At 35.3% G+C, this 16,961-nt stretch carries 14 protein-coding genes; 8 read left to right on the top strand and 6 right to left on the bottom strand.

What is annotated here, in order from left to right; genetic code table 11:
* Positions 1-21 precede the first annotated feature (21 nt).
* Together lptD and pcnB are read right to left on the bottom strand one after the other, a co-directional pair.
* Positions 22-2,385 carry an LPS assembly protein LptD gene (gene lptD / locus J3U57_RS04870; protein ID WP_267333601.1) on the bottom strand — a complete coding sequence of 788 codons (2,364 nt, stop codon included), beginning with the start codon at positions 2,383-2,385 and terminating at the stop codon, positions 22-24.
* A gap of 74 nt (positions 2,386-2,459) precedes the next feature.
* Entirely contained in the window at positions 2,460-3,794 is a 1,335-nt protein-coding gene (gene pcnB / locus J3U57_RS04865; protein WP_416379652.1) for a polynucleotide adenylyltransferase PcnB, read from the bottom strand.
* A 450-nt stretch (positions 3,795-4,244) separates the two neighbouring features.
* Here pcnB and oxyR point away from each other — a divergent pair, with 450 nt between their 5' ends.
* The 3 genes from oxyR (at position 4,245) to J3U57_RS04850 (ending at position 7,076) form a co-directional block, all read left to right on the top strand.
* Positions 4,245-5,171 carry a DNA-binding transcriptional regulator OxyR gene (oxyR, locus tag J3U57_RS04860; protein WP_065633934.1) on the top strand — a complete coding sequence of 309 codons (927 nt, stop codon included), beginning with the start codon at positions 4,245-4,247 and terminating at the stop codon, positions 5,169-5,171.
* A 39-nt stretch (positions 5,172-5,210) separates the two neighbouring features.
* Positions 5,211-5,855: an HTH-type transcriptional repressor FabR gene (gene fabR / locus J3U57_RS04855; RefSeq protein ID WP_267333599.1), complete on the top strand. Its 645-nt coding sequence runs from the start codon at positions 5,211-5,213 to the stop codon at positions 5,853-5,855.
* 192 nt (positions 5,856-6,047) lie between these two features.
* Entirely contained in the window at positions 6,048-7,076 is a 1,029-nt protein-coding gene (locus J3U57_RS04850) for an alpha/beta hydrolase family protein (protein WP_267343972.1), read from the top strand.
* Positions 7,077-7,141: 65 nt separating this feature from the next.
* On the opposite strand, the gene pntB is transcribed toward J3U57_RS04850, so the two are convergent.
* Together pntB and pntA are read right to left on the bottom strand one after the other, a co-directional pair.
* Positions 7,142-8,536 (bottom strand): Re/Si-specific NAD(P)(+) transhydrogenase subunit beta, encoded by a 1,395-nt coding sequence (gene pntB, locus J3U57_RS04845; RefSeq protein ID WP_267333597.1) that lies wholly within the window; start codon positions 8,534-8,536, stop codon positions 7,142-7,144.
* Positions 8,537-8,551: 15 nt separating this feature from the next.
* Positions 8,552-10,084 carry a Re/Si-specific NAD(P)(+) transhydrogenase subunit alpha gene (gene pntA / locus J3U57_RS04840; RefSeq protein ID WP_267333596.1) on the bottom strand — a complete coding sequence of 511 codons (1,533 nt, stop codon included), beginning with the start codon at positions 10,082-10,084 and terminating at the stop codon, positions 8,552-8,554.
* A gap of 739 nt (positions 10,085-10,823) precedes the next feature.
* On the opposite strand from pntA, the gene J3U57_RS04835 reads away from it, so the two are divergent.
* From J3U57_RS04835 to J3U57_RS04825, 3 genes are read left to right on the top strand one after another with little or no spacing between them, the layout of a single operon-like run.
* A complete protein-coding gene (locus J3U57_RS04835; RefSeq protein ID WP_267343971.1) occupies positions 10,824-11,360 on the top strand; it encodes a hypothetical protein in 537 nt (178 codons plus the stop codon).
* A gap of 24 nt (positions 11,361-11,384) precedes the next feature.
* A complete protein-coding gene (locus tag J3U57_RS04830) occupies positions 11,385-12,341 on the top strand; it encodes a nucleoside hydrolase (protein WP_267333594.1) in 957 nt (318 codons plus the stop codon).
* Complete coding sequence (locus tag J3U57_RS04825) at positions 12,338-13,732, top strand: MFS transporter (protein ID WP_267343970.1); 1,395 nt, start codon at positions 12,338-12,340, stop codon at positions 13,730-13,732. The genes J3U57_RS04830 and J3U57_RS04825 overlap by 4 nt, the downstream gene beginning before the upstream one ends.
* Positions 13,733-14,056: 324 nt before the next feature.
* Here the strand turns inward: J3U57_RS04825 and J3U57_RS04820 are convergent, their stop codons facing one another.
* Together J3U57_RS04820 and J3U57_RS04815 are read right to left on the bottom strand one after the other, a co-directional pair.
* Entirely contained in the window at positions 14,057-14,179 is a 123-nt protein-coding gene (locus tag J3U57_RS04820) for a hypothetical protein (protein WP_267333592.1), read from the bottom strand.
* 121 nt (positions 14,180-14,300) lie between these two features.
* A complete protein-coding gene (locus J3U57_RS04815) occupies positions 14,301-14,462 on the bottom strand; it encodes a hypothetical protein (RefSeq protein ID WP_267343969.1) in 162 nt (53 codons plus the stop codon).
* Between the two features lie 409 nt (positions 14,463-14,871).
* On the opposite strand from J3U57_RS04815, the gene mukF reads away from it, so the two are divergent.
* Together mukF and mukE are read left to right on the top strand one after the other, a co-directional pair.
* Positions 14,872-16,194, top strand: coding sequence for a chromosome partition protein MukF (mukF, locus tag J3U57_RS04810; RefSeq protein ID WP_267333590.1), 1,323 nt, complete (start codon positions 14,872-14,874; stop codon positions 16,192-16,194).
* The gene (mukE, locus tag J3U57_RS04805) at positions 16,175-16,960 is read left to right on the top strand and encodes a chromosome partition protein MukE (protein ID WP_267333589.1); all 786 of its coding nucleotides are present in this window, start codon (positions 16,175-16,177) and stop codon (positions 16,958-16,960) included. Before mukF ends, mukE begins: the two co-directional genes overlap by 20 nt.
* Position 16,961 lies beyond the last annotated feature (1 nt).

Below are 16,961 nucleotides of genomic sequence, written 5' to 3'. Positions count from 1 at the left end.
TGTTATGCGTTACTAATATAATTATTCAAACGCTGTTGTATAAGGTAGTTTACCAAAATTCAACATTTTTGCTTTTACATCACGATTGTGGCCTAGACCCATTAACTCAAAATTAACTGAAAGTTTATTTTCATATTTACTATCATGGGATATCCAATCCCAATCTGTCAATTTACGTCCATATTGAACAGTCATACCCCAACAGCAGTCACTATAATGTAATCCAACTGAACCATCTGCGGTTTGCCCCAATTTAATATCATAATAATAAGAACCAACAGCATCTATAGTTTGAGATAATGGCCAAGTAGTCACAATACCTGCTTGGGAAATATCTTGTTTATAGCCTCTATATAACGAACTTTTATCTACCGTATTGATATAATTATGATTAGCATAACGATATGATAGCTGTAGTAATTTCTCACTTGAAGGGCGATATTCAAGTATCGTGTTGGCTAAAGAAATAGTATCAATACGGGTATCGTATTGTACGCCACTTCTAAAAATCACATCGTCAGTAATACGCCAGAAATTATCCGATGCCCAAGTAATACTACCTGTATCAGAATTTTTGTCTATTTCGGTATTGTGTTCACTGGTTTTTGATTTAGTAAAATAGGTGATTTGTCCGATTGATAAATTAAATTTTTCTACCTTGCTTTCATCGTAAAAACGGGTCGTCACACCTGTCGCGATATTATTAGCTGATGCAATGCGATCTAACCCACTATAAGGGAGATCTCTAAATAGACCGATATAATCGTATTGTAAGAAAGTAGAATCATAGCTGCCAATATTTGACTGATTGCGATATGGAATATATGTATATTTTACTCGTGGCTCTAAAGTTTGGGTATAACCCTCAATCAGATCAAAATCACGCTCAAAAATGACTTTTCCATCGATACTAAATTTAGGCATAAAACGATTAACACTCTTGTCTAAGTTTTGGTATCTTTCAATAGATTTTTTTATATTATCTTGGTTGTAGTGCGTTGCCATTAAACCACCAGACGCACTTAATGAAGCCCATGTATTGGTGATAGTATAATCAAGAGTAGGTTCAATATGTGCACGCCAAGCTTTCGGATTATTTTTGCCTGAACTTAAAAAGCGTGATACTTGTGAAAAGGTTTTGAATTTAAATGGACCAAAATCATAATTATAATAGTTCATATTTAATTGTGGTTGAGTTTGGTATAGTGAATCTCTAACTCCATCATGGAATGCTTGGAAGTGTCTATAACCCAGAGTAATATCCCAACTAGGATCATTGTAGCCAATTTTATAAAATTGAGTTAAATATCCAGCTGTTTGTGACGCATATTTAGAGTTCAAATCTGTTAGATATTGATTATCGCTTACTCTTGTAGTATCTGCCTTAAAACGCCAATTGTAATTAATTAACTCATCGTTTTTCCAGTAGAATAACCAACGATGGCGGTTATCATCATAATTTTGACCATTTAATAATCTATCTCGATCATCATCATATTTGTTATCATGTTGTAGCCAGTCAAAAGCTACAGTACCTAAACCTAATTGATTTAAATAGCGGAACTCTGTTTGTAACTGAACGCCTCTACGCTGTAATATTCTTGGGGTAAATGTTGCATCATAGTTAGGTGCAATATTCCAATAAATTGGTAACGAAAAATCAATACCATCGACACTATCATAATTTAAATTAGGCATTAGCAAGCCTGAACGGCGTTTATCACCAGTTGGTAACTGTAAATAAGGTGAATATAAAACCGGTACTTTCCCAATACGAAATACTGCATTCCATACTTCAAGTAATTGCTCTTCATTATCATGAATCACTGTGCTACCTTTTACACTCCATGTGCTGTCATCGACAGGACAAGATGTAAAACTACCATTTTTCAAAATAACATAGCGATTTTTTTCAAGCTTCATCTCGTCGGCGTTACCACGGCCTAGTCGGTTAACCAGATGATAATCACTCGGTGTAATATTAGCATCATTATTATCAAGATTCATCAAGGCATCATTGCCTTTAATTCTTATCAAATTATCTTGATAAGTAATATCGCCTTGCAAAGTAACAAGTCGATTATTTTTATCATGAGAATCAATCGTTACTCTATCTGCTTGTACGGTACGATTGCCTTGTTCGACAACTACATCACCTTGATAAATTATTTTGTTTGGATAAAGTGCTTCAAACTGGTTTGCTTCAGCATCAACAGGCAGTGTTTGGATATCACCCTCAACTAATGGGCGATCGAATTTAGGCACATCGATGAGGCATTGTGGATTATTAATAATAGCTTTAGGTAATCCGATAGCATAACTGCTACTATTATAGAGACATAGAGTAACGGTTATTGCGATAAATGAAGGCGCTAATTTTTTCATTAATGATTAAAAGTAATGATGATTATTTTAATTTAAGCATTATAGCGGTTATTTATAAAAGTGCGAATGAAAAATTAATGTTTAGCCCTGCGTTTATTTCTTTTACTCAACTGGTTAACCATGCTAATTCTTTTCTCAATTGAGGTATGTTGGAACTCATCCCACCATTTTGCTAAATCCAATAACTCCCCTTTTTCAATAGATGCCCGCATTTCTAATAAATCATAAGCCGCTCGGAATTTAGGATGTTCTAAAATGGCAAATGCACGTTTACCTTCACGCTTTTTCATACGTAATTGTAGTCGCCAAATATCACCCATTATTGATGTTAAACGTTTTGGAATAGCAATAATTTGACATTGTTCACTTAAAATATCATTGATAGCCATTGAAAAAGCATCATGGAATTGTAAGCCACTTTCAACACACGTTAATTGTGTTTGTTCCATAATCGGATACCAGAAGAAAGCAGCAAATAAAAATGCTGGATTAATACGTTGATTATGAGCAATTCGGTAGTCAGTATTTTTTAACACCTGTTCAATCATCTTTTCTAAATAGCTATTGTTATTTCCGGTAAATAATCGTTGAATGACTGGAAATAATTGTTCAAACAGGTGATATTCTTTTAATAATAGGTAGGTTTTGTATCCATGACCTGATTGCAGTAACTTTAATGATTCATCAAATAAACGAGCAGCAGGAATATTTTTTAATAATGGTGCAAGCTCTTTAATTGGTTCAACCGTTGCTTGCTCAATTGTCATATTGAGTTTTGCTGCAAAGCGAATGGTTCTTAACATTCGCACAGGATCTTCTCGATAGCGAGTTTGTGGATCACCAATTAAGCGAATAATACCATTTTGTAAATCTTTTATACCTCCACAATAATCGCGCAGTGTAAAATCTTTAACACTGTAATAAAGCGCGTTCATTGTAAAATCACGTCGCAAAGCATCTTGTTCAATCGTACCATAGACATTATCACGTAATAACATACCGGTTTGCGATCGTTTGGCAACATTACTTTGTTCATCTTGAAAACTATGTTCGCCACGGAAGGTAGCAACTTCGATAATCTCTTTACCAAACATAATGTGTGCAAGACGAAAACGACGACCGACTAAACGGCAATTTCGAAATGTTTTTTGCACTTGTTCAGGTGTCGCATTCGTGGCGATATCAAAATCTTTTGGTATTTTTCCTAATAAAAGATCGCGAATACAACCACCGACTAAATAAGCTTCATATCCTTGTTTGTTTAAACGATAAAGAACTTTTAATGCATTTTCACTGATATTTTTACGAGAAATATTATGTTCATTACGAGAAATAGAAATATAGCGAGATTGTTTTTGTTCTTCATGGCGAAACATTTTGCGATAAAAGCGAGAGACTTGTTTAAAAATAGTGCACCTCAAACGTGTATGAACCAAAATGGCAATATAGCGCGCGATTATATAATAATTGCTTATAACTTTCCATTTTTCTTATTATCTGAATTTTAATTCGATGAAAAGCAGGTATTTTCTAATTTTAAATGAATATTCTATTTGATTTTTTGGCAATAATTATCAACAATAGCAGTTTATAGAGTAGAATTAGTCATATAGCTTTAAAAGGCATCAATACCTGTTTATACATATTTCATGCATTATTTAACAAGCTGATTAAGGTTTACTACAACCTATGCTCAAAACGTCTTTTTTAATTCATTGTAGAACACAATAGATATAGGAAGCATATTAAACATTTTGCTTAATTTTTTGAGTAATGTGAGTAATAGTCGTTTAATAGATCGCTTTGACAAAAAGTCAATTGAGTATATAACATTAACTGATAACTTATTGGGGGACATTATGAATATTCGTGATTTGGAATATTTTGTTTCGTTAGCTGAATTTCGTCATTTTCGTAAAGCCGCTGATGCTTGCAATGTGAGTCAACCAACATTAAGTGGACAAATCAGAAAATTGGAAGATGAACTTGGTGTAATGTTGCTGGAACGTACTAGTCGCAAAGTACTATTTACACAAACAGGTATGATGCTTGTTGAACAGGCTAAAGAGATCTTACGCAATATCCAAATTTTAAAAGAGATGGCCAGTCGTCAAGGTGAAGAGATGTCCGGCCCAATGCATATTGGCTTGATACCAACAATTGCACCTTATCTGTTACCACATGTAATAACAGTATTACACGAATCTTTTCCACAACTTGAACTCTATTTACATGAAGCGCAAACTGCCAATATAGTTGCCCAACTTGAGAGTGGCAAGCTTGATTGCGCCATTGTTGCACAGGTTAAAGAAACATCACAATTTATAGAATTGCCATTATTTGATGAGCCGATGTTTTTAGCGGTTCCGGCGACGGACGAACTAGCCAGCAAAAGGACAATTAAACTTTCTAGTTTAAAAGGACATAAGTTTTTAATGTTGGAAGATGGTCATTGTTTACGTGAACATGCAATGGGATATTGTTTTCAAGTCGGAATTGACGAAGACAAACAATTTAAAGCGACAAGTCTTGAGACATTACGCAGTATGATTTCTGCTGGGCGCGGTATTACGTTGTTTCCTGAATTAGCGGCACCAAATGAACGTATTCGTGATAATATTTGCTATATTCCTTGTACTGATCCTGTTCCAGTGCGAAGCATTGCCCTGATATATCGTCCGGGATCGCCATTACGTTCCCGTTATGAAACCATTGCTAAAACAATTCGAGATCACATGCCAAAAGTATTTGCTGAAAAAGAGCGTTTGTTAGAAAAAGCGAATTAATGATTGACTAAGTTAAAATTACCAAAATCGATTGAAATAATGAAAAATGCCAAAACTTCGGGGGTTCGAGCTCAGCAAAAAGAGCGAACTCGTCGCACATTAATAGAAGCTGCATTTAATCAACTTAATGCCGAACAAGGTTTTGCTAGTCTAAGTTTGCGTGAAGTTGCACGTGAAGCTGGTATTGCCGCTACTTCTTTCTATCGGCACTTTCGTGACATGGATGAATTAGGTTTGGCGATGGTTGATGAAAGTGGTTTAACCCTTCGTCAACTTTTGCGACAAGCACGGAAACGTATTGAAAAGGGCGGAAGTGTGTTACGAACCTCTGTTACAACCTTTATTGAATTTATTGATAAAAATCCTAAAGTTTTTTTATTATTACTGCGTGAAAAAGCGGGGACATCATCGGCTTTTCGTTCTGCTATTGCTCGAGAAATTCAACATTTTATTGTTGAATTGGTTGATTATTTAGATAATGCTAATGACATGCCTCATCAATATAATGAAGCTCAAGCTGAAGCAATGGTTACCATTGCTTTTAATGCAGGAGCCGAGGCTTTAGATTTTGACCTAATACAACGCCAAAAATTGATCGAAAATCTTATATTTCAACTTCGTATGGTTTCGCGCGGTGCCTATTACCTTTATCACAAAGAATTGATTAAGCAAGAAAATCACTGATTTTAAATTTTTATACTGACATGTATAGTGAATCTAACGTGTTTTAATAAATTAATGTGTCATATTATTTGTTAAATATTTAATCTGATAAATTTAATTATTGATTAACAAATTGTATTATTTATTCTATTGTTAAGTCTTCATATTCATTCCAGCTGCAAATAGGCAATTTTTTTAATAGAGATAAATTGAATGACTAAATTCTACATTGGCTTGATTGTTTATTTAATCTTCACCTTTAGCAATCATGCTTATTCAGCTGTAGGGTTTAAACAAATCTATTACGATAAACAAAGTAACCGACCGTTGAATATCGCAATATGGTATAAAGCAAATAATCAACAAGATGACGTAATGGTTGGCGATAGTGCTATTTTTTATGGTTATAAGGTTCTATTCAATGCACCCCCTGTTTTAGATTATCGTAAGCATCCCTTAATTGTTCTCTCACATGGTTATGGGGGCAGCCAGCAAAATTTAAGTTGGCTTGCTTATGCGCTGGCCGAAAAAGGATATATTGTTGCCGCACCAAATCATCCAGGGACTACACTGTTTAATAAAGATATTGATCAATCTTCTAAATTATGGTTGCGCCCACAAGATTTGAGTAAAACAATTGATTGTTTGATAGAGGATAAGACTTTAGCAAACTCTATTGATATGAATAATATATCAGCCATTGGGCATTCCCTTGGCGGTTGGACGGTAATTGCACTTGCTGGAGCAAAATTTGATACAGAGCTTTTTAAGCAAGACTGTACAATTCATTCCCATTTAAAAGCGTGCCAATTAGTGACTGAACTCGGTCTTGATAATCCAAAATTAAATCAAAGTTTATTCGATCCAAGAATAAAATCATTTATCTCTTTAGATGCAGGATTAGTCAGAGGTTTTACGTCAAAAAGTTTAAAAGATATTAACATCCCTTCTTTAATTATTGGTGCAGGAGTTGATGTAGGTGATATGGATGCAGAGCTTGAATCAGGCTATTTAATGCAGTTCCTGTCAAAATCACTATCTACTTATACGGTGATACCAGATGCGATGCATTTTAGTTTTATACAAGTTTGTAAACCTAAGGCAATAGAAATATTAGAGCAAGAAGCTCAAGGCGAAGGTATTATTTGTAAGGATGGTGGGAAACGAACTCGAGCCGAGATTCATCGTGAAATAATTAAACAAATTACTACTTTCTTAGCGCAAATAAATTTGAACCCTTAACGCTTATAAAATTACTGCGGCTAGGCCGCAGTAATATTTTGTATTCTCTATAAGACTAATTGTCATTAAAGATTTTGTAACACTTTTTCAACACTATCTTTGGCATCACCAAATAGCATATAACTATTTTCTTTGAAGAATAGTGGATTTTGAACGCCGGCATAACCGGTATTCATTGAACGTTTAGAAATGATAACCGTTTTAGCTTTCCAAACTTCAAGAACTGGCATACCTGCGATAGGGCTATTTGGATCTTCTTCTGCCGCTGGGTTAACCGTATCATTTGCACCAATGACCCATACAACATCAGTATCAGGGAAGTCGTCATTGATTTCGTCCATTTCAAGTACGATATCGTAAGGTACCTTAGCTTCGGCTAATAATACATTCATATGCCCCGGTAAACGCCCGGCAACAGGGTGGATACCAAATCTCACTTCAATTCCCATAGCTCGTAGTTTTTCAGTAATGTTACTGACTGCACCTTGCGCTTGTGCAACCGCCATACCATAACCTGGAACAATAATAACTGAGCGTGCTTCTTTTAAAGTTTGTGCAACTTCAGCAGGTTGGATTTCGCGATATTCACCTTGTTCTTCTTCTGAAGAGCTTGATGAACTGCCATCGCTACCAAAACCACCGGCAATTACGCTAATAAATGAGCGATTCATTGCTTTACACATAATGTAAGAAAGAATTGCGCCTGAAGAACCAACTAAAGCACCAGTTACAATGAGTAAATCATTACCTAACATAAATCCTGCCGCAGCAGCCGCCCATCCAGAATAGGAGTTAAGCATCGAAATAACAACGGGCATGTCTGCGCCACCAATTGATGCAACAAGATGGAAACCAAAGACTAATGCTATAAGTGTCATAATGAGTAAACAAAATAGCGCGCCAGCTCCTGTTTGCAGATTGACAAATGTAAACATGAGTATTACAGATACGACAATAGCAGCAAGGTTCCAATAGTGTTTATTTGGAATAGATAATGGTTTTGAACTAATGCGACCATTTAGTTTGCCAAACGCGACAATCGAACCAGAGAATGTAACCGCACCAATAAAAACACCAACAAATATTTCGACCAAATGAACGGTAATTTCACTCGATGAGAAGGTAAAAATATGTGAGTCTAAAAAGCTATTAAAACCAACGAGTACCGCAGCCATACCAACAAAGCTATGAAGTAGTGCAACGAGTTCTGGCATTTGTGTCATTTCTACTTTTTTGGCTAAATATAAACCAATAGCCGCCCCAATAATCATCGCAATGATGACCCAATGTAATCCACCATTGATACTCGCAATCGCGGCAATAAGGGCAATTGCCATACCGATCATGCCATAGATATTACCCGATTTAGCGGATTCTTGATTGGAAAGACCACGTAGACTGAATATAAACAGTAAGGCAGCAATTACATAAGCTGCTTGAATAATTCCATTACTTAACATTATTGATACTCTCCTTTATTTGCCACGTTGGAACATTTTTAGCATTCTTTGGGTAACAAAGAATCCACCAAAAATATTGATACTAGCAATTAAAATAGCAACAAAGGCAATTGCCGTAGTTAAGCCATTATCATCACCAACTTGTAATATTGCACCAACTAAAATGATGCCTGAAATGGCATTAGTGACTGACATGAGCGGTGTATGTAAAGAATGAGTTACATTCCATACTACGTAATAACCAACTACACATGATAGAGCAAATACGGTAAAGTGACCTAAAAAGCTTTCAGGAACAGAATTAGCCAACCAGAAGAAAGCAATGATTATTAACGCTAAAATGCCATATTTTTTGCGTGGATCCATTGGTTTAGGTTCAGGTTTAGCAACCGGCGCTGCAACTTTTTTCTGCGGTTGTGCTGATACTTGAATTGGCGGTGCAGGCCAAGTGATTTCTTTATCTTTAACAACGGTCACTCCGCGGATAACCACATCGTCAAAATTGATATCAATATTGCCATCTTTTTGTTTAGTCAGTAACTTTAATAAGTTAACGATATTGGTACCATAAAGTTGAGATGCTTGAGCTGGCATGCGATTTGCCAAATCAGTATAGCCAACAATTTTTACATTGTTATCTGTTTCATAAACTTCACCGGGTTTAGTTAATTCACAGTTACCACCCGTTAATGCAGCTAAATCAACAATCACACTACCAGGTTTCATAGATTCAACCATCTCTTTCGAAATCAGTTTTGGTGCTGGTTTACCTGGAATTAATGCTGTAGTAATAATGATATCAACATCTTTAGCTTGTTCTGCAAATAATGCCATTTCAGCTTCTATAAAGGCAGCAGACATTTGTTTTGCATAACCATCTCCAGAGCCGGCTTCTTCTTCGAAATCTAACTCTAAAAAGTCAGCACCCATACTATTAATTTGTTCAGCAACTTCAGGGCGAGTATCGAAGGCTCGAACAATTGCACCAAGGCTTACTGCTGCGCCAATTGCTGCAAGGCCAGCAACACCAGCACCAATGACTAACACTTTTGCCGGTGGCACTTTACCTGCGGCAGTGACTTGACCTGTAAAGAATCGACCAAACTGGTTGGCAGCTTCAATCACAGAACGATAGCCAGCAATATTTGACATAGAACTTAGTGCATCTAACGATTGCGCACGAGAAATACGTGGCACACAATCCATCGCCATGACTGTAATATTTTTGGCTGCTAATTTTTCTAATAGTTCTTTATGTTGAGCTGGATAAATATAACTGATAAGGGTTAAACCCTCTTTCATTAATGCGATTTCATCATCTGTTGGGGCATGAAATTTTAAAATTAAGTCATTTTGCCAAATATCATGAGTATTTTGAATTGTTGCTCCAGCATCGATAAATGCTTGATCTTCAAAGTGAGCAGCATGCCCTGCACCCTGTTCTACAGAGACTGTAAATCCAAGTTTTAACAGTTGTCCAACTGTTTGTGGAGTTGCTGCAACTCTAGCTTCATTGGCTAACCGCTCTTTTGGTATACCGATATGCATTTCGTTACATCCTTATGTTTAGTGTTTATTAATGATTTTCGATTTTAGCATAAATTAGCGGCAGTGCGAGTAAGGAATTTATTTTTTATCTTCCAAGTCACATTATTATTGTAACTAATAAGTCGGTTGTCGATTCTTTCTTAAATGAAGCAATAATCAATTTATTGTTTGCCGATTTATGGTTGTTATATATTGATTTCATCCATTATTTAAGTTTTGTTTTTATTTTCTAAGTTATGATGTTCGTCACTCTTTTTATCATTTACCTGCGCTATACTGATCAAATAACACGCAAAAAATGAGTCTATTTTTTCGAAAAAAATAAGGTTATTCTGGGATATTTAGGTGAACATAAATAATAAAAAATCGTTGTATTTCATATTGTTATAATGAATGGAAAAATAGCAAAGATAAAATACTAAAAGCGAAAAGAAAATTACAGAGTAATATCGGTATTTTGTGTTATATGAATATTGTTATCGCGACCTAATTAACTAGATTGAGTATATAAAAGTATAGGTAAAAAAGTATTAATAATTTAGCCAAAAATTAATTGGATTTGATTACTTGATGTACGAAGAATCATTGGGTTAGCGTCCTTATTATTTGCTATCAAGTATGAATTTTTTTCTTTATATCATTATGATAATAAAGCAACCAAAGATACTTTAATTAACTTTGGTAAAAATAATAATCAAATTAAGTGGCTAATTTAATCAAGGATTGATAAAAAATTGTAATGTTAGAAACGAACTTAAAAAAATCTGATATCTTATTAACGCAACTTGCAAAAACTAGTGATGCTGTTTTTAATGTAATAACATTAGCTAAAGCTTTAGGCATTGAAGTCGTTGTTAATCCTAATGCGTATTTTAACAAGATGATACAACTATTACTTTATATCAATAAAATTACATCTAATAAAACTCAAACAAGTTTAATGTTTGGCATTAACGTAAATCGTTTTGATACGTTCAAACTAATTGTTACTAAAATTCATTCCTTTGATATTCAAACCATTATTATCCTATTTAATAGTAATGGACCTCTCGCTTTTTATGTTAAAAATTATAGGTATATTCAAATTTATGGATTTGTCTTACTTAGCATATTCAACATGGCCAACAATTTTATTTATGCTTTAAGTTTATCACAAGCTGACGGAGAGTTTTTTTACCCGATAGCCGATGGTGCTATTGCATTTTCAGTGGTTGAACGTGAAGGAACATCAACTATGTCATCTTGTCAAAATGTACTTGATAGAATGGCAAATTAAAAATTTACTAGAGGAAAACGCTTAATGACAAATCAACCTAAAAAAATCATTCTTGATTGTGATCCAGGTCATGATGACGCTATTGCCATGTTATTGGCGCATGGGAATCCTAATATTGAATTATTAGCGGTAACAACTGTAGTCGGGAATCAAACATTAGAAAAAGTGACCCGTAATGCGTTATCAGTTGCTCGTATTGCTAACATAACTCATATTCCTTTTGCCGCTGGTGCTGTTCGACCATTAGTGAGGAATGTTGAAATTGCACCAGATATTCATGGTGATTCAGGTCTGGATGGTCCTGTATTACCCGAACCTGCTATACAATTGGACTCTAGACATGCTATTGATTTAATTATCGATACGATTATGGCTCATCCACCCAAAACCATTACCTTGGTCCCAACTGGTGGGTTAACCAATATTGCGATGGCTGCGCGCAAAGAACCCAAAATTGTCGAAAGAGTGAAAGAAGTGGTTTTGATGGGCGGTGGCTATCATGTTGGTAACTGGAGTGCAGTTGCTGAATTTAATATAAAAATCGATCCAGAAGCTGCCCATATAGTATTTAATGAAAAATGGCCTGTGACTATGGTGGGATTAGATTTGACTCATCAAGCTCTCGCAACGCCTGAAGTAATTGAAAAAATCTCAGCAATCAAAACAAAACCAGCAACATTTGTACTTGAAATGCTTGAATTCTTCGGAAAAATGTATAAGCAAGCACAAGGTTTTACTTATCCACCAGTACATGACCCTTGTGCTGTAGCTTATGTTATTAATCCGGATTTAATTAAAACTCGACGAGTTCCTGTTGATATAGAGCTCACAGGAACATTAACTTTAGGCATGACTGTTGCTGATTTTCGTTTTCCAGTCGATGAAACTTGCCATACACAAGTGGCGACAAAACTTGATCATGCAGGTTTTTGGGATTTAATCGTTGATGCGTTACAGCGAATTGGTGAGGTAAATGTATGATTGCACAAAGCAACAATAAAAAAAGTATTTTAACATTAATGGTTGCTTTACTTGCAGCTTGTGTTGCTTTTCAGCTCAATGCAAGTATGTTAAGTCCTGTATTAGTGACTATAGCCAAAGAATTAGGCACCAATGATGCAGCTGTTGGATTTTCACAAACTTCTTTTTTTACTGCGGCAGCACTGTTTTCACTCTTTCTTCCTCGTTTGAGTGATATCAAAGGTCGTAAAAAAGTATTAACGGTTATGTTGTTAATTATGACAATAGGAACAATATTGGCTGCTGTTGCACCTAATATTGAAGTATTATATGCAGCGCGTATTATTCAAGGCGTATCTGGTCCTGTTGTTCCACTTTGCTTACTTATGCTGAGTTACGAAGTAAAAGATGTCAAACAATATGGCATGTTAATGGGCATTATCACCGCAGTAAACGGTGGTATTGCTGGTGTGGATGCGATAGCAGGTGGTTTACTTGCTACTTATTGGGGCTTTCGTTCTGTATTTTGGGTAATTGCTGTGGTTGCAGCTATTTCGACTTATCTTGTCTATCGTTTTGCTCCAGAATCCAAGCCTTCAGCAGGAACTAAAATGGATTGGTTAGGCGTTATATTAATTGTCCTAACGCTTGCTGCATTATTATTGGCACTTAATGAAGCGGGTAATTTAGCTAATGCAAATTGGTTAATTGTTACTGGCTTAACCGTGTTTGCCATTGTTTGTTTTATTTTATTTTGGAATGTCGAAAAACGAAATAAGCAACCTTTGGTGACAACAACGCATCTGAAAAAACGTGCTACTTGGGCTTTATTGTTAACAACAACCTTAACCATGACAGGTATTTTTGCCATAGTCAATGGGTTAGTTATGTCACTTGCTCAAAATCATGATATAGGATTTGGTCTAAAACCTGATTGGGCGTCATTAATTTTGTTGACACCTTATGCTTTAATTGGTTGGTTTGTTGGACCATTTTCTGGTCGCTTAGCACCAACGATCGGATATAACAATGTCCTCAAATTGGGTTTGATTGGTTGTATTGTTGGTATCTTAGTGATCTTATTTTATGGTGTGCATTCCTTACCTATCTTATCAATCGGTGTAATTGCACTAGGTGTTTTTTACGCAGGCATGGCCAATATTATTTTAAATGGTTTAGGTGTTGTCTTATCACCTGCCGACAATCAAGGATTTTTACCTGGAATGAATGCCGGTGCGTTTAACTTAGGTGCAGGATTAAGTTTTGCGTTGTTACCCGCAGTTCAGATGATAAATGGTAATACAATGACGGGGTATTTTAATGGTATTTTAGTAGGATTAGTGATTACTATTTTAGCGTTATTTAGTAGTTTCTTAATTCCTCGACCAATCAATGCAGAAGTAACGCATTAATTAAAAAACGGGATAACCCATCCCGTTTTCACCTTTTTAAAAATACCAAAATCAAATTTAATTTTATGAGTTTTGTGTTGTGCATAAGTGTAGACACTATGCTGTTAAAAACTTGTCTTAAATGGCTGAGTGGTTTTTTCAAATTGAAAACTACTTATAACAATAATGATAGTTAACACTCAATTAAATAGCGCGATTATGACTTGATTTTTATCATTTGATTATTTGCTTTATCGACATTATTCACAACGTCAATAATAGCAAGCATATTGCTGATTAGATCATTCTCTTTTAAGACTATAATAAAGAAAGCATCGGTAAGTTTTAATTTTGTGGAATGGATTGTTCAGCTAGTGGGAGTGCAATATCTTCGGTGATTTTGGGCTTATTTATTGACACGCGGTAAACAACAGTCTTACCTTGCGTGCCCATTAAATCAATATGCACAATTAAACTCAACTACTACAACAAGCAGCAGCATTATTAACACGCCAATTGTGACAAAATTAACGTGCAGGCGTTACAAGATCAACAATCCTAACTAATCATGAAAGTAATGACTGAACTGTCAGAGACTATTTGGTTTATCTCCACTCTCTAAATGATTTTCACTTAAAACTCCCTGCTGCTGAACAACACGGTGTACTGTATCGATTTCATTTGCAGAAACGGCTTTTGACACAACATATGCGACTAATCCAGCTAAAAGTATGTATAATAGACTTTTCATTTGTTTTCTCCCTTATAAAAAAAATAACCATTATCATTATTAATATAACTATAAGTTAAAAATGGTACAATAATTAAACAATTAATTCCATAACATATCAAGATTATTTAAGATTAAAATTCAATTATGATAATTATTTTTTTGTTGTCATTGATCTTTTTAACGACAAAAAATGGGATTGAGCGAAAATAAAAAAAAGAAAATCGTAATTATTATAGGTAATTTTTAATTAAATTGACTTTGTTGCTTTTTAATTAAGTTAAATGATAAATCTCAAACTTAGTTATTTTTAACTACTACAAATTGTTATATAATCGATAATATTTTGTCTTTAGCACAATATATTGTGTTTCTCATATTATTTCTAAGATACGTTTAAAAATTGAGTGTCTTTAATTAAGGAACCGCTATGATGGATTTTTCCCAATCAGTGCCAGAATTGGTCTCTTGGGCAAAAAAGAATGATTTTTCAATTAATTTGCCAGTGGAACGGCTTGCATTTTTATTGGCGATTGCCGTATTAAACAGCGAGCGTTTTGATGGTGAAATGACCGAATCTGAATTAATTGATGCTTTCAGGCATGTTTCACAAATTTTTGAACAGAGTGAAGACACCATCACTGTTCGAGCAAATAATGCCATTAATGACTTAGTGCGTCAGCGCCTAATTACGCGTTTTGCTAGCGAAATGACTGATGGATATTCTATTTATCGTTTGACACCATTAGGTATTGGTATTTCTGATTACTATATTCGTCAGCGGGAGTTTTCAACGTTACGTTTGTCTATCCAATTATCCATTGTTGCTCAAGAGTTAAAACGAGCTGCTGATGCAGCACTTGAAGGTGGTGATGACTTACACTGGCATCGAAATGTGTTTGCTCCACTAAAATATTCAGTTGCTGAAATATTTGATAGTATTGATATTACTCAACGTGTGATGGATGAGCAGCAAGCCGATGTAAAACAAAATATCTCGGCATTATTAAGTCAAGACTGGCAAGCTGCTATTACCAGTTGTGAAGGGCTATTAACCGAAACTTCGCAAACATTACGCGAATTGCAAGATACGCTGGCAGCGGCGGGTGATAAACTTCAAGCCAGTTTATTGTTAATTCAAGATGCGACATTAGATAATCCTGATTTAGATAAAATTAATAACGTGGTAATTGATCTACAAGGTAAGCTAGATCGAATTATTGGTTGGGGGCAAAAAGCGATAGATCTTTGGATAGGTTATGACCGACACGTTCATAAATTTATCCGTACAGCAATTGATTTAGATAAAAATCGCGTCTTTTCTCAACGATTACGTAAATCGATTCAGAGCTATTTTGATTTACCCTGGTCCCTGACTTTTGCTAATGCCGACCGTCTACTTGATATGCGTGATGAAGAACTTGCTTTACATGAAGCTGAAGTTACAGGTGAATTACCATCAGAACTTGAATATGAAATGATTGAAGAACTTCAAGAACACATTATTGCGCATATTGAACAAAATTTATTGGTTTTTAAACAACAAAATAAACCACTCGATATAAGTGTTGCCATTCGTAGCTATTTAGCACAGTTCCCACGTGAACAACATTTTGATATTGCAAGATTATTTATCGATCAAGCTATTCGTCTAGGTATTGCCGAAGATGATTTGCTCGGTATTCCTGCCGAATGGAAACCTATCAACGATTATGGAGCTAAGGTACAAGCACATGTCATCAACAGATATTAAAGAATTAGAACAAACCGCTCATCATATTGATGAGGTTATAGGGCGTATTGCAGCGAGCTCTCAAGCGTCAATCGATAAATACATGCCGGTAAAATTAGCTCAAGCGATTGCTAATCCTATTTTTCCTGAGTTGGATAGTTTGCTTCGTTCTGGGCGTCATATAGGTATTGATGAACTCGATCAACATGCCTTTTTAATGGATTTTCAACTTGAACTTGAACAATTTTATCAACGCTATAATGTTGAGCTAATACGTGCACCTGAAGGATTTTTCTATCTTCGTCCTCGATCAACAACATTAATTCCTCGTTCTGTTCTATCAGAATTAGATATGCTTGTTGGTAAAGTGCTTTGTTACCTCTATTTAAGTCCCGAACGACTTGCGCATGAAGGCATTTTTACTTTACAAGAACTCTTTGATGAGCTTGTTTCGTTAGCCGACGAAAGTAAATTACTTAAATTAGTCAACCAACGTTCAACCGGATCGGATTTAGATCGGCAAAAACTTTTTGATAAAGTTAAAACAGCCCTAAACCGTCTGCGTAGATTAGGTATGATCTTTTTTATTGTCGGTAATGACAGCAGCCGTTTTCGAATTAATGAATCTATTTTCCGTTTTGGCGCCGATGTGCGCAGTAGTGACGATGCGCAAGAAGCACAATTACGCTTAATTCGGGATGGTGAAGCGATCAAAATTGAATCGTCACTCATCTTAGATGATAATAATGATGAACAAGATGATGAAGTTAACGAGGAGATTGAATAAT

The organism is Gilliamella sp. B3464, assembly GCF_026536145.1.
Lineage (GTDB): Bacteria > Pseudomonadota > Gammaproteobacteria > Enterobacterales > Orbaceae > Gilliamella.
The sequence above is the reverse complement of the archived record's forward strand: the minus strand, read 5'-3'. Positions and strand labels throughout refer to the sequence as shown.

Excerpts from the sequence above, each read along its gene's own strand:
- pntA (WP_267333596.1), bottom strand. The coding sequence starts at position 10,084 with ATGCATATCGGTATACCAAAAGAGCGGTTAGCCAATGAAGCTAGAGTT.
- J3U57_RS04825 (WP_267343970.1), top strand. The coding sequence starts at position 12,338 with ATGATTGCACAAAGCAACAATAAAAAAAGTATTTTAACATTAATGGTT.
- oxyR (WP_065633934.1), top strand. The coding sequence starts at position 4,245 with ATGAATATTCGTGATTTGGAATATTTTGTTTCGTTAGCTGAATTTCGT.
- fabR (WP_267333599.1), top strand. The coding sequence starts at position 5,211 with ATGAAAAATGCCAAAACTTCGGGGGTTCGAGCTCAGCAAAAAGAGCGA.
- J3U57_RS04830 (WP_267333594.1), top strand. The coding sequence starts at position 11,385 with ATGACAAATCAACCTAAAAAAATCATTCTTGATTGTGATCCAGGTCAT.
- mukE (WP_267333589.1), top strand. The coding sequence starts at position 16,175 with ATGTCATCAACAGATATTAAAGAATTAGAACAAACCGCTCATCATATT.
- lptD (WP_267333601.1), bottom strand. The coding sequence starts at position 2,385 with ATGAAAAAATTAGCGCCTTCATTTATCGCAATAACCGTTACTCTATGT.
- J3U57_RS04850 (WP_267343972.1), top strand. The coding sequence starts at position 6,048 with ATGACTAAATTCTACATTGGCTTGATTGTTTATTTAATCTTCACCTTT.
- mukF (WP_267333590.1), top strand. The coding sequence starts at position 14,872 with ATGATGGATTTTTCCCAATCAGTGCCAGAATTGGTCTCTTGGGCAAAA.
- pntB (WP_267333597.1), bottom strand. The coding sequence starts at position 8,536 with ATGTTAAGTAATGGAATTATTCAAGCAGCTTATGTAATTGCTGCCTTA.
- J3U57_RS04815 (WP_267343969.1), bottom strand. The coding sequence starts at position 14,462 with ATGAAAAGTCTATTATACATACTTTTAGCTGGATTAGTCGCATATGTT.
- J3U57_RS04835 (WP_267343971.1), top strand. The coding sequence starts at position 10,824 with ATGTTAGAAACGAACTTAAAAAAATCTGATATCTTATTAACGCAACTT.